Source organism: Janibacter limosus (genome assembly GCF_004295485.1).
Taxonomy (GTDB): Bacteria; Actinomycetota; Actinomycetes; order Actinomycetales; family Dermatophilaceae; genus Janibacter; species Janibacter limosus_A.
In genome coordinates this window covers 3,452,926-3,464,538 of record NZ_CP036164.1, presented here as the reverse complement: position 1 = coordinate 3,464,538, position 11,613 = coordinate 3,452,926, and the positions used below count along the sequence as shown (strand labels likewise).

The following is an 11,613-nucleotide window of genomic DNA, read 5'->3' as shown; positions in this document are numbered from 1 at the left end:
GTCCGGCTGTGACACCGCTCACGTCCAGTTACAGAAGGTGGGCTCGATCGTGCACCTCCACTGCACGATGACTCGGGCCTAGGGTGACCACATGGAGCTGTCCCTGCGACGACTGCAGATGCTGCGCGAGCTGCACCGCCGTGGCACGGTCACCGCTGCGGCGCAGGCCCTGCACTACAGCCCCTCCGGCGTCTCCCAACAGCTCGCCCAGCTCGAGCGCGAGGTGGGCGTGCAGCTCATCGAGAAGACGGGCCGGCGGGTGCAGCTCACCGCGCTGGGGCTGCTGCTGTCCGAGCACGCCGAGGAGATCCTCGCGTCGGTCGAGCGCGCGACGACCGCCATCGAGCAGGCGCAGTCAGGCATCACCGCGCGGCTGAGCGTGGGGGTGTGGGCTTCCGTCGCGTCGGGCCTGATCCCCCGGGCCCTGTCGGTGCTGGCACTCGACCATCCCGGCATCGCGGTGAGCACGACGGAGCTGCTCCCGGAGGAGACCGCGAGCGCGGTGCGCGACGGGCGGGTCGACGCGTCCTTCGTCATCGACTACTCGGGTCGCACCACCGACTGGGAGCCGTCGCTGCACCGGTCGGTCGTCGCCGTCGAGCGCTTGCACGCTGCAGTCCCGGAGGGCGCGATCCCCGACGACACGGTGTCGTTGAATGCGCTGGCCGAGTTCCCCTGGATCCTCGCGGGGCCGCGGTCCCACTTCGGTCGGGCGGTGCGCGCCGAGTGCCACGCCCGGGGGTTCGAGCCGCGGATCGCCCACACCGTCGAGGAGCAGTTCACCGCCCTGGCGATGATCGCCGGCGGTCTCGGCGTCAGCCTCGTCACCGACCTGGGCCTGACCCTGCTGCCGCCCGGTGTCGACGTGGTCCCCCTCGAGGAGCCGATCCTGCGCACCCTGTCGGTCGCCCATCGGGCCACCTCGACGCCGCGCCCCTCCATCGACCTCTTCGTCGAGGCGGTGCGCACCGCCGCCGAGGAGCAGGGCCTGGGCGCCGGCGGCACTCCGCCCGACGCCGCACGACCTTAAGGAGATGTGGGGTTGGTGCCGCACGACCTTAAGGAGATGCGGGGCCAGGGCGCACGACCTTAAGGAGATGCGGGTTTGGGAGTGCTGATGCGGGACTCGGTGGCTGGGCGAGGTGCCGGAGCAGGCACCAGCAGGAGGGCGGCGCCGGTGGCGATCTGCCAGACGATGACCGCGTCGACCGCGAGCCGCTCCACGAGCCCGAACCCGCCGACACCCGTCAGCGCCAGCACGCAGCCAAGGAGGGAGACCAGCGCGCACACCGCGGTCCACACGGCGAGCAGAGGGTGTCGCCCGGCCACTGCGGCCGTGATCGCCGCCAGCAGCACCGCGCCGCCGACGATCGCCATGACGGCCCCGAGCCCGTGCATGTTGGCCCGCTCCGCGGTCAGGCCGGTCGGGTAGAACCCGACGATGATCGTCCCCACCCCGTGCACGACGGCGAGCGGCAGCACCAGCCACCGGACCCGCGGGACGAAGGGAGCGAGCACCAGCGTCGCGAGCAGCACCCGCGCCCCAGAGGCGATGAAGGTCGCGTTCATCGCCACGTGGCGGGTCGAGGCGATCTCCCCCTCGCCGGAGTGGAGGACCTCGGGCACGCCGAGCGCGCTGATCGCGTCCTGCGTCCAGCTGTAGGGCCGTCCCTGCCAGCCACCGACGGCCCACGCCTCACCGATCAGGTAGGCGATCGCGAGCAGGAGCAGCAGCCCACCGAGGCGGCGACGCATCACACCCCGGACGAAGGGGGTCCTGCCGGCGGGTCGTCGTCGGCGGCACCGTCGTCGGGTGCCTGGTCGGCGACGACGTCGACCCCCGCAGCCAGGCCCGAGCGGACCTTGCCGAGGAGTCCGGTGGCCTTGCCCCCGGTGACCCGGTCGACCTCGCCCTCGGCCTTGTCGAGGAGACCGTGCGCCTGGTCGCGGTGCTCGGCGGCGAAGCTGCCGGCGGCGCCCACCGCCTGCTGGGCGAACTTCGCCGCGGCCGCCCCGGCGGCCGCGAGGTGCTTGTCGAGCTCGAGGTCCTCGATCGCCTTGCGGGCGTCTCGCTTGTCATCGGTCACGGGAGTCACTCCCCCTTCGTCGGCAGGTGGTCGTCCAGCCAGCCGATGACGAGGTCGGTGACCTCGTCGCGGTTGGTCTCGTTGAGCAGCTCGTGGCGAGCGCCCGGGAAGAGCTCGAGGGTGACGTCCTCGACGCCACCGGCCCGGAAGGCCTCGGCCGCGGCCCGCACGCCGGCGCCGTCCTTGCCGCCGACCGGGTCCTGCTCGCCCGAGATCACCAAGAGCGGCAGGTCGTGGGGGACGCGGGCTGCCAGCCCCTGCAACCGGTTGACGCCACCGAGCAGGTCGGCGAAGAAGCCGGAGGTGAAGACCTCACCGCAGCGAGGGTCGTCGATGTACTTGCGCACCTCGGCCCGGTCACGAGAGAGCCAGCCGAACTCCCCCTCGGCCTTGAAGGGCTTGTTGTACGCGCCGAAGGTCATGGCATCCATGAGCTTGGACGTGTGGCGGCGACCGCGGAGGCGCGCCTCGACGCTCGCCAGTCCCTGGCCGACCTTGCCCAGCAGGCCGGGGTTGGCTGCCGTGCCGCTCAGGACGGCACCGACGAGGTCCTGCCCGTAGCGGGTGATGTAGTCGCGGCCGAGCAGGGAACCCATGGAGTGGCCGAAGAAGAAGAGCGGCAGTCCCGGGTGGGCCTCGGCGATCGCCCGGGTCACGGTGTGCATGTCCTCGACGACCGTGTCCCAGCCGTGGTCGTCGGCGTAGTAGCCGCGGTCCTCCTGCTCGGTCGAGGTCTCGCCGTGGCCGCGATGGTCGTGCATCCACGCTGCGTAGCCGGCGTCGGTGAGCGCCTGCGCGAAGCGCTCGTAGCGCCCGGAGTGCTCGGCCATCCCGTGGGCCATCTGGACGACGCCCTTGGCCTCGCCGTCGGGCTGCCAGGTGCGCACGAAGAGTGGCAACCCGTCCTGCGGGGAGGTGATGGTCGTCGTCTCTGAACGCATGCAGTCAGACTAGTGGCGAGCACCCTCAGTAGACCTTCAGTTGACGGTGCAATAATCCCGGCAATTCCGCCCCCGCCTACCCCGAGGGACCCATGAGCAGCAAGAAGTCGATGTCCGCCCGCGAGGTCAAGCTCGCCGAGGCACGCAAGAAGGCCCAGTCCGCCGAGCGTCGCCGCTCCCTCCTCCTGGCAGGTGCCGCAGCCGTGGTGATCGCACTCATCGCTGGCACCGTGGGCTATGCCATCGTCAGCGAGCGCGACGACCGCCGGGCCGCGGGAGACCTGTCGGGGGTCAAGACCTTCGACTACACGGGCGGCAACCACGTCGAGGGCAAGATCGACTACAAGGAGTCGCCGCCCGTGGGCGGCGAGCACAACGGCGTGTGGCTCAACTGCGGCACCTACGACACGCCGGTGCCCGACGAGCACGCCGTCCACTCCCTCGAGCACGGCGCCGTGTGGATCGGCTACGACCCCGACCTGCCTGAGGCCGACGTCAAGAAGCTGGACGACGCGCTGCCCGACACCTACACGATCCTCTCGCCCTACGAGGGCAAGATGCCCGGCAAGATCGTCCTGTCGGCCTGGAGCAACCAGCTGAGCGTCGACTCGGCTGACGACCCGCGGATCAAGGGCTTCATCAAGGAGTACCGGCAGGGCAAGCAGACCCCCGAGCCCGGGGCGGCCTGCACCGGTGGTGTGACCCCCGAGACGAGCCTGGTCAAGTGACCCCCCGGGTCGTCCTCGCCGCGGTCGTCGCGCTCGCGATCGGTCTCGTCGCCGGCCTGGCGCTCAGCCGCGTCGGCGGGGACGACCTCCCTGGTGACGACAGCGTCGCCGCCGGCTTCGCCCGCGACATGCAGACGCACCACGACCAGGCCGTCGAGATGTCCTGGATCATCTACGACCGCACCGACGACTCGTTGGTGCGCTCCCTCGCCTACGACATCGCGCGCACCCAGGAGTCGCAGTCGGGGCAGATGGCCGGTTGGCTGCAGGTCTGGGGGCTCTCGCCCACCGGACCCGGCAAGCAGATGGACTGGATGCGTGGCCTGGGCCACGAGCACGGCGCAACGATGACCCTCGGCGATGACGGCCTGATGCCCGGCATGGCGACCCAGGCCGAGATGACCAAGCTGAAGGGGATGCGCGGCAAGGCGGCCGACATCTACTACCTCCAGATGATGATCCGCCACCACAAGGCGGGTGTGCCGATGGCCGAGGCCGCGCGTGACAACTCTCAGAATGACGCCGTCGAGACCCTCGCCCAGTCGATCATCAACAGCCAGACCACCGAGGTCGAGACGATGACCCAGATGCTCAAGGAGCGCGGCGCCAAGCCCCTTCCCGAGTGACACGGCGGGCCGGCCTCGCGACGATGGATGTGCAGGTCGAGGTACGTGAGGAGCCTCGAGGTACTCGGTCAGGGCATCGAGCAGCCGGTCGTCGGGAGCGCTCCCGACGAGGGCCTCGATCACTGCCGACGCGTCGATGACAATCATCGGCGGCCCTCGTGCAGGGCAGCCAGGATGTCCTCTCGCGTCGGGGCTCCACGCCGATCTGCCGCCCGCAGCCTGCTCACCAGCTCGGCATTCGTGGGCCGCTGGGCCAGCTTGCTCAGCTCGGCACCGACGTAGGCTGACAAGGACCGGCCCTCCGTGGCCGCTCGCGCGCTGAGGGTCGCGGCCACATCGCCGGGGATGTCACGGATGTGGAGCGTCGCCATCGCCTCGTGCTAGCGCTCTGCAAGCAACCGCGCCTGGCTTGCCCTCGTCGGTCGTCACCGATGATGGACCCATGGACTTCGGCATCGACAACATCAGGGCGGCAGCGCAGCGGCTCGAGGGCAGGGTGCGGCGGACCCCCCTTCTCTCCTCGCCGATGCTCGACCAGCTCACGGGCGCAACGGTCCTCGTCAAGGCCGAGGCGCTGCAGCTGACCGGCTCCTTCAAGATCCGCGGCGCGCTCAACACCCTGCTCTCCCTGAGCGACGAGGAGCGGGCGGCAGGTGTGCTCGCCTTCTCCACCGGCAATCACGGGCAGGCGGTCGCCGCCTCGGCGCAGATGACCGGCTCGACCGCGACGATCGTCATGCCGCAGGACGCCCCGCGGATCAAGGTCGACGGCTGCCGGTGGTGGGGCGCCGAGGTCGTCTTCTACGACCCGGCGACGCAGGACCGCGAGGTGGTCGGCCGCGAGCTCGTCGCCGAGCGCGGACTGACGCTGGTGCACCCCTATGACGATGTCCGCGTGATGTCCGGCCAGGGGACGGTGGGCCTGGAGATCGTCGACCAGCTGGGCGAAGGGGGGTACTCCCCCGACGCGGTCGTCCTCCCCTGCAGCGGTGGTGGGCTCTCGTCGGGAACCATCGAGGCGGTGCGGCACTCGCTGCCGGGGGTCACCCCCTTCGTCGTGGAGCGGGCCGGCTACCCCAAGATGGCGCGCTCGCTCGCCTCCGGGCAGGTGGAAAAGGTGCCGGCCGTGCCGGTCTTCCTCGATGCCATCGGCTCACCGACGGTCGGTCAGCACACGCTCGAGGCCCTTTCGCGGCACCCGGTCGAGGCACTGGAGGTCACCGACGACCAGGCCCGGGTCGCGATGCGCGAGGCCGTGCGCACGCTGAAGCTCGTCGTCGAGCCCGGCGGGTCCGCAGCACTGGCCGCCGTCCTGGCGCACAAAGAGCGCTTCGCCGGCCAGACCGTCGTCGTCGTGGCCAGCGGTGGCAATGTCGACGCGTCGGTCCTGGCCGAGGTGCTCGCCACCGGTCCCTGAGGAGGCCGCCCGCGGCCGCCTCGAAGGGCCGACCCGACTCAGCCCTGCCCTTCGTGACGCTTGCTGCGCAAACTCCTCAGGACCCGGGAATCGTGGCGACCTGACCGGCCCGCTCCAGGCTCGCCGCGACGAAGCCGCTGCCCTTGAGCTCCTCGACGACAGCAGTCAGCGCGGCCACCTGTGACTCGGGACGGTCGCGGGGAACCGCGATCGCCTGACGGATTGCCTGGAAGGCCGGCTCGAGCACGGTCAGGCCGTTCTGCTGCGCGTAGACGGTCACCGGCTGGCGGACTCCGGCGAGGACGTCGGCGCCACCCTCGTAGACGTCCTCGGCCTCGTCCCCGCGCAGGATCGTCGCGTGCTCGATCGTGCGGGTGAGATAGAGGTCGTAGGCCGAGCCGCTGCGGACCGCGATCTCGATGCCCTCCCGGTCGACGTCAGCGACGGTGAGGTCGGTGTCGCCGGTCGCGAAGACCCCTTCGATCCCGACATAGGGGGTGGTGAAGCGCACGCCCTCCTCACGGGCCGGCTCGATCGCGAGGAAGCCGACGTCAACGTGGCCCTCGACGAGCGCCGCGTACGCGTGGCGTGCGGCGGTGACCGTGGTCAGCTCGAGCTCAACCCCGAGACGCTCCGCCAGCTCACGGGCGATGTCGACGGTGACCCCGGTGGGCGCCTCAGGGGTGCCCTGTGCCAGCACCGGGTTGCCGAGGTTGATGACGACGCGGAGGGAGCCGGTCGGGCAGAGCCCGGGCAGCAAGTCGGAGGAGGTCATACGGGCATCCGATCACACTCGCCCGGCGGGGCTCAGGCCAGCGTCGCCGCCAGCTGCTGGTCGGTCGGGTCGCGGTCGGCGAACCGGCTTGCCGCGCCACTCGGCAGCGGCGATCTCGCGTAGCCAACAACCTGACATCAGCGAGCCACGCTCCATCACCTCAGAGGGGCACTACCCAGTCGCTGATGAGTCTGGTTTGCAGCGGCTGGACGATCGCATCCCAGCCGCCGGTGAGCAGGAGTACCCCGACGATGATCAGCAGGGTTGCGCCGGCGATCTGGATCCTGCGCTGATGACGAAGCAGCCAGTTCGAGACCGGGGCCCAGCGCTCGTAGGCCGCGGCGATGAGGATGAAGGGCAGTCCTAGCCCGAGGCAGTAGGCCACGGCGAGAACGACAGCTCGGGTGATCGAGGCGTCGCCGGCGAGGTTGAGCGCGAGGACCGCGGCGAGTGTCGGGCCCATGCAGGGCGCCCAGCCCAGGCCGAAGACGGCCCCGAGGACGGGCGCCCCGGTCAGGCCGGTGGCGGGCTTGATCGGCAGGCGGAAGGTCCGCTGCGAACCGGCGCCGAGGAAGACAAGGGCCATGAGAATCACCACTACGCCACCGATGCGCATCAGCAGCTCTCGGTGCTCCACGAGCGCGCGGCCAGCGGTGGCGACGAACATCGAGGCAAGAACGAAAACGAGGGTGAAGCCGAGGATGAACAGCAGCGCGCCCAAGACCATCCGGCCGCGGCTGCGCTTCTCCAGTGCTACGTCGGACAGGCCGGTGACGTAGCCGAGATAGCCCGGTACGAGGGGCAGCACGCAGGGCGTGGCGAAGGAGACTAGCCCGGCGAGGGCCGCGACGAGCGCCGCAAGAGGCAGAGCCCCACTGGCGACCTGGTCACTGAGCCCGGTCGTGAAGGAGACGATCATCGGCCCCCCTCGGCAAGGGTGTCCTCGATCAAGCCTCGGAGGGTCGACTGCGTGGTCGCTCCGAGGACAACCGCAGCGATACGACCCTGGCGGTCGAGGACAGCGGTGGAGGGCTGGGTGGTCATCTTGCCTTGCATGGCGATCGAGGTGATTCCGGACTTGTCGTAGATCGAGGGCCAGGTGAAGCCCCACGTCTTGGCTTGTGCTCTGCCGGTCGCCACGGAGGACTCTCGGAAGTTGATCCCGACGAGCTGCACGTCCTCCCCCTTCATCTCCTTGTTGAGCGCGACGAGGTGTGGGGCCTCTTTGGCGCAGGGTCCGCACCAGCTGGCCCAGACGTTGACGACGACGACCTTGCCACGGTGATCGGCGCTGTCCCACGTCTGGCCGTCAAGCGTTTCACCAGCCAGTTCAACCGGTTCGCCCCGCTGGGACTCGTCGAAGGCGGTCACGCTGCCGTCCCCGGATCGATAGCCGAGGTCTTGGTCATCCTCGGCGCCGGATGAGGAGCACGCGGCGAGAGCACCGGTGGCAGCGATGGCACCTGCCGCGGTGAGGAGACTTCGGCGGGATGGACGACGTGCGGTCATTCGGGTCTCATGCTCCTGAGGTTGTCGGCGCGTGTGCGTGGATGCGCGGCGAGGTGTCGGGGTCGTCGTTCGTTGGCGCCGGGGTGGCTGGAGGATGCCGCTCGGCCTCTCGGCGTGATGGCGATTCGGTCCACGGGTCAGTGATCACAGGATCGTGACCCAGTAGTTCCAGAACCTGATGGCGATGAGCACGATGATCACGAGGTACCACGCGGTCAGTGCTGCTGCGCGGTACTCGATGAGCACTGATACCACCCGGGGTACGTGCCGAGCCGTGGTGGCTCGCCAACGCTGGAGGTTGTGGATGGTGGTGTGCCAGAAGACGGCGATGGTCACGACCCACACGACCATGCAATAGGGACACAGTGCGCCGATGACGTACAGGCTCTGGAAGATCAGCCAGTGGATGAACACCACCGCGAGGGTCACCGCGGCCTGGGTCGCGACCCACAACCATGCCCGAAGGCTTGTGCCACTGACCAGGACTGCTCCAAGCATGGCAAGGGCTGCGAACCCGGCGACTCCGATGAGCGGATTGGGGATGCCGAAGGCGTCTGCCTGCGGGGTGACCATGACCGAGCCGCAGGACAGGATCGGGTTGATGCTGCACGAGGGGACGTAGTCCGGGTTCTTGAGCAGCTCGATCTTCTCCACGAGCAGCACGCCGGCGCAGAGCAGCCCGACCAGGCCCCCGACGAGGTACAGCCAGCCCAGTCCGCGTGCGTTGAATGCAGCCGACGGAGTGACGACGGCCGGCTCAGTCTTCGATTGCGGCATCAAGCTTGGTCTCGAAGTCGGCGATGGTGGTCGGCTCGATCTTGTTGCCGTCGAGGAAGAACGTGGGGGTGCCGGTGACACCCAGTGTCTGGGCGTCCTTCGTGCTCTGCTCGATGCGCTTCGCGGCGGCGGGGTCCTTCAGGCTGGCGCGGTACTGCTTCATGTCCAGCCCCAGCTCCTGGGCATATCCCTCGAAGGTCTTCTCCTTCGAGGCCTCGGAGTGGCTCCACTCGGCCTGCGTCTCGAAGAGCTTGTCGTGCATTTCCTCGAACTTGTCCTGCTCACGGGCGGCCTCGGCAGCCAGTGCCGCGTTCATCGAGTTTCCGTGGAGGGGCAGGTAGCGCACCACGAAGGTCACGTCGTTGCCGTACTTCTCTCGCAGGTCTGTCATGACGGGGTGGGCTGCGCCGCAGGCCTCGCACTCGAAGTCGAGGTACTCCACGAACACTGCCTTCTTGCCGGAGGTCAGGCGAGGGCTGTCATCGCGCACCAAGGGCGCGGAGGCACCGCTTCCGGACCCCGTGGGTGCCGCTTCTTCGCCGGCCCGGCTGAACGTCACCGCAGCGACCAAGGCCACCAGGACCGCCACGATCATGACCATGGACAGTTTCAGGCTCTTGCTCATCGGGATCCAATCATCGAAGGGGGCTGCTGGCGCGCAGGGTAGTCATCGATTCTGGCCACAGGCTGGGAATGGCGCTGGGTGCGGATGGCTCGCAGACCGTTGGCGATGACGATGACCTCGGCGACCTCGTGGACCAGCACGACCGCGGCCAGACCCAGCACGCCGAACAGAGCGAGCGGGAAGAGGACCGCGATCAGGACCACGGACAGGACGACGTTCTGGGTCATGATCGCTCGTCCGCGGCGGGCATGTGCGAGGGCCTGTGGCAGCAGGCGGAGGTCGTGGCCGGTGAAGGCAACGTCTGCGGACTCGACTGCGGCGGCGGAACCGCCGGCACCCATCGCGATACCGACGGTGGCAGTGGCCAGGGCGGGCGCGTCGTTGATTCCGTCGCCGATCATCGCCGTCGGGGCCGTGGCCATCGAGGCGCGGATGTGGTCGGCCTTGTCCTGGGGCAGGGACTCCGCGTGCACCTGTCGGATGCCGGCTTCAGCGGCGATGGCCTGCGCGGTGCGTGTGTTGTCACCTGTGAGCATCACGGTGGACACGCCCTGCTGGTGCAGGGCGGCGATGGCCTGGGCTGCCTCGGGGCGTAGCTCGTCGCGGATGCCGATCACGCCGCATGCTTGATCGTTGACCTCGACCACCATCAGGCTCATGCCTTGGCTGGCCATGGCGTCGGCCTGCTCGCTCAGGTCGTTCGGGGCGACCCAGCGGGGGCTGCCCACGCGTACCCGGTGTCCGTCCACCAACCCGCTGACGCCGTGTCCGGCGTGCTCGTGGACATCGCTCGCCGCAGGATGAACTGGTGAGGCAGCGACCACCGCCGACGCCAGGGGGTGGGTGCTGGTGGCCTCCAGTGCCGCTGCCAAGGAGAGCACCTCAGCGTCGGTGTGGCCCTTGGCCGCGTGAGTGGCCACCACCCGGGGGTCGTTGCGAGTCAGGGTGCCTGTCTTGTCGAAGGCGACCGTGCGGATCGTCCCGAGCTGCTCGAAGGCTGCTCCGGACTTGATGATCACCCCGAACTTGCTGGCCGAGCCGATCGCTGAGATCACCGTGACCGGGACCGCGATCGCCAACGCGCAGGGCGAGGCCGCGACCAGCACCACCAGCGCACGCTCGATCCACGTCTGTGGGTCGCCCACCACGAACCCGTACGCCGCGACCAGAGCAGCGGCCAGCAGCACCAGGGGGACGAGCGGTTGGGCGATGCGGTCAGCCAGGCGCGCACGCTCGCCCTTGTCCGCGTGAGCCTGCTCGACGAGCTCGACCATCTGGGTCAGGGAGTTGTCCCGCCCGTCGGCGACTGCTGTGATGCGCAATGTGCCCGACGTGTTGACCGATCCGGCCGCGATCTCGTCGCCGGGCGCGACTTCGACGGGGATCGACTCGCCGGTGATCGCAGAGGTGTCCATCCACGAGTGACCCGCCTCGACCACGCCGTCCGTGCTGACCCGGTCGCCAGCGCCGACGACGAGGACATCGCCCCGCCGAACCTGCTCCGCGGGGATCCGTTCATCAGTTCCCGCTCGTGAAACGACAGCGGTCTCTGGGATCAGGGACAACAACGCCCGCAGCCCGTGACGGGCCCGGTCCATAGCGCGGTCCTCAAGCGCCTCGGCAATCGAGAACAGAAAGGCCAAGGCTGCCGCCTCGCCCACGTGCCCCAGCAGGACGGCACCCGTACCGGCGATCGTCATCAGCAGGCCCACACCCAACCGGCCCTGCCCACGCCCGGTGACGAGGCGGCGGATGGCAGCCGGAGCAAACGTCCACGCACCCGCCCCCAGACCGAGCGCGTACGCGGCCACACCAAAGCCCTCGGCCCCGGCGGACTCCAGAACCAAGCCGGCCAGCCACAACACTCCAGCGGCGGCCGGCAGCGCCAATTCCCGGTCGCGCCACCACGGTGCCAGGTCCTCGTGCACCGGCTCGTCAGAGACCCCACAGCATGCATCGCTCACTGGTCTACCTTCCTTGTATCAGCGTTCTCCGATAGGGCGTTGATGCACCCGAGGTGCCACCAGGCCATCGCCCAGCTCGCTCGATGCGTTGGATGTCCACGATGAGATCTGCGAGGTCTGGTGGTTACCCGGGACGTGCAGACCGTCGACAGGGCTGAGCGCCT

14 protein-coding genes are annotated in these 11,613 nt (G+C 69.3%); 4 read left to right on the top strand and 10 right to left on the bottom strand.

The features are described 5' to 3' along the window. Window positions 1–91: 91 nt before the first annotated feature. Complete coding sequence (locus EXU32_RS16685) at window positions 92–1,030, top strand: LysR family transcriptional regulator (protein WP_130630908.1); 939 nt, start codon at window positions 92–94, stop codon at window positions 1,028–1,030. A 59-nt stretch (window positions 1,031–1,089) separates the two neighbouring features. Here the strand turns inward: EXU32_RS16685 and EXU32_RS16680 are convergent, their stop codons facing one another. From EXU32_RS16680 to EXU32_RS16670, 3 genes are read right to left on the bottom strand one after another with little or no spacing between them, the layout of a single operon-like run. Continuing rightward, window positions 1,090–1,755, bottom strand: a complete 666-nt coding sequence (locus tag EXU32_RS16680; RefSeq protein ID WP_165399716.1) for a DUF998 domain-containing protein — start codon at window positions 1,753–1,755, stop codon at window positions 1,090–1,092. Further along, complete coding sequence (locus EXU32_RS16675) at window positions 1,755–2,087, bottom strand: Rv0909 family putative TA system antitoxin (protein WP_130630906.1); 333 nt, start codon at window positions 2,085–2,087, stop codon at window positions 1,755–1,757. The genes EXU32_RS16680 and EXU32_RS16675 overlap by 1 nt, the downstream gene beginning before the upstream one ends. Window positions 2,088–2,092: 5 nt before the next feature. Then, entirely contained in the window at window positions 2,093–3,028 is a 936-nt protein-coding gene (locus tag EXU32_RS16670; RefSeq protein ID WP_128277005.1) for an alpha/beta hydrolase, read from the bottom strand. A gap of 92 nt (window positions 3,029–3,120) precedes the next feature. Between EXU32_RS16670 and EXU32_RS16665 the strand changes: the two genes are divergently transcribed. Beyond that, window positions 3,121–3,756 carry a DUF3105 domain-containing protein gene (locus EXU32_RS16665; RefSeq protein ID WP_072625873.1) on the top strand — a complete coding sequence of 212 codons (636 nt, stop codon included), beginning with the start codon at window positions 3,121–3,123 and terminating at the stop codon, window positions 3,754–3,756. Beyond that, a complete protein-coding gene (locus tag EXU32_RS16660; RefSeq protein ID WP_130630905.1) occupies window positions 3,753–4,382 on the top strand; it encodes a DUF305 domain-containing protein in 630 nt (209 codons plus the stop codon). Before EXU32_RS16665 ends, EXU32_RS16660 begins: the two co-directional genes overlap by 4 nt. A 143-nt stretch (window positions 4,383–4,525) precedes the next feature. Here the strand turns inward: EXU32_RS16660 and EXU32_RS16655 are convergent, their stop codons facing one another. Beyond that, window positions 4,526–4,753 (bottom strand): FitA-like ribbon-helix-helix domain-containing protein, encoded by a 228-nt coding sequence (locus EXU32_RS16655; RefSeq protein ID WP_130630904.1) that lies wholly within the window; start codon window positions 4,751–4,753, stop codon window positions 4,526–4,528. A 71-nt stretch (window positions 4,754–4,824) separates the two neighbouring features. On the opposite strand from EXU32_RS16655, the gene EXU32_RS16650 reads away from it, so the two are divergent. Further along, window positions 4,825–5,799, top strand: coding sequence for a threonine ammonia-lyase (locus tag EXU32_RS16650; protein WP_130630903.1), 975 nt, complete (start codon window positions 4,825–4,827; stop codon window positions 5,797–5,799). 76 nt (window positions 5,800–5,875) lie between these two features. Here the strand turns inward: EXU32_RS16650 and EXU32_RS16645 are convergent, their stop codons facing one another. From EXU32_RS16645 to EXU32_RS16620, 6 genes are all read right to left on the bottom strand, one after another. Further along, window positions 5,876–6,574: a transporter substrate-binding domain-containing protein gene (locus tag EXU32_RS16645; RefSeq protein WP_130630902.1), complete on the bottom strand. Its 699-nt coding sequence runs from the start codon at window positions 6,572–6,574 to the stop codon at window positions 5,876–5,878. A 160-nt stretch (window positions 6,575–6,734) separates the two neighbouring features. Beyond that, the gene (locus tag EXU32_RS16640; protein ID WP_130630901.1) at window positions 6,735–7,493 is read right to left on the bottom strand and encodes a cytochrome c biogenesis CcdA family protein; all 759 of its coding nucleotides are present in this window, start codon (window positions 7,491–7,493) and stop codon (window positions 6,735–6,737) included. Next, window positions 7,490–7,945 carry a TlpA disulfide reductase family protein gene (locus EXU32_RS16635; protein WP_165399712.1) on the bottom strand — a complete coding sequence of 152 codons (456 nt, stop codon included), beginning with the start codon at window positions 7,943–7,945 and terminating at the stop codon, window positions 7,490–7,492. Before EXU32_RS16635 ends, EXU32_RS16640 begins: the two co-directional genes overlap by 4 nt. A 282-nt stretch (window positions 7,946–8,227) precedes the next feature. Continuing rightward, a complete protein-coding gene (locus tag EXU32_RS16630) occupies window positions 8,228–8,860 on the bottom strand; it encodes a vitamin K epoxide reductase family protein (protein WP_130630900.1) in 633 nt (210 codons plus the stop codon). After that, a complete protein-coding gene (locus tag EXU32_RS16625; RefSeq protein ID WP_130630899.1) occupies window positions 8,841–9,485 on the bottom strand; it encodes a DsbA family protein in 645 nt (214 codons plus the stop codon). The genes EXU32_RS16630 and EXU32_RS16625 overlap by 20 nt, the downstream gene beginning before the upstream one ends. Next, a complete protein-coding gene (locus tag EXU32_RS16620) occupies window positions 9,482–11,449 on the bottom strand; it encodes a heavy metal translocating P-type ATPase (RefSeq protein ID WP_130630898.1) in 1,968 nt (655 codons plus the stop codon). Before EXU32_RS16620 ends, EXU32_RS16625 begins: the two co-directional genes overlap by 4 nt. Between the last annotated feature and the right edge of the window lie 164 nt (window positions 11,450–11,613).

Coding starts and splice junctions, on each gene's coding strand:
- EXU32_RS16645 (WP_130630902.1), bottom strand. CDS start 6,574: ATGACCTCCTCCGACTTGCTGCCCGGGCTCTGCCCGACCGGCTCCCTC.
- EXU32_RS16685 (WP_130630908.1), top strand. CDS start 92: ATGGAGCTGTCCCTGCGACGACTGCAGATGCTGCGCGAGCTGCACCGC.
- EXU32_RS16670 (WP_128277005.1), bottom strand. CDS start 3,028: ATGCGTTCAGAGACGACGACCATCACCTCCCCGCAGGACGGGTTGCCA.
- EXU32_RS16640 (WP_130630901.1), bottom strand. CDS start 7,493: ATGATCGTCTCCTTCACGACCGGGCTCAGTGACCAGGTCGCCAGTGGG.
- EXU32_RS16625 (WP_130630899.1), bottom strand. CDS start 9,485: ATGAGCAAGAGCCTGAAACTGTCCATGGTCATGATCGTGGCGGTCCTG.
- EXU32_RS16680 (WP_165399716.1), bottom strand. CDS start 1,755: ATGCGTCGCCGCCTCGGTGGGCTGCTGCTCCTGCTCGCGATCGCCTAC.
- EXU32_RS16650 (WP_130630903.1), top strand. CDS start 4,825: ATGGACTTCGGCATCGACAACATCAGGGCGGCAGCGCAGCGGCTCGAG.
- EXU32_RS16630 (WP_130630900.1), bottom strand. CDS start 8,860: ATGCCGCAATCGAAGACTGAGCCGGCCGTCGTCACTCCGTCGGCTGCA.
- EXU32_RS16665 (WP_072625873.1), top strand. CDS start 3,121: ATGAGCAGCAAGAAGTCGATGTCCGCCCGCGAGGTCAAGCTCGCCGAG.
- EXU32_RS16655 (WP_130630904.1), bottom strand. CDS start 4,753: ATGGCGACGCTCCACATCCGTGACATCCCCGGCGATGTGGCCGCGACC.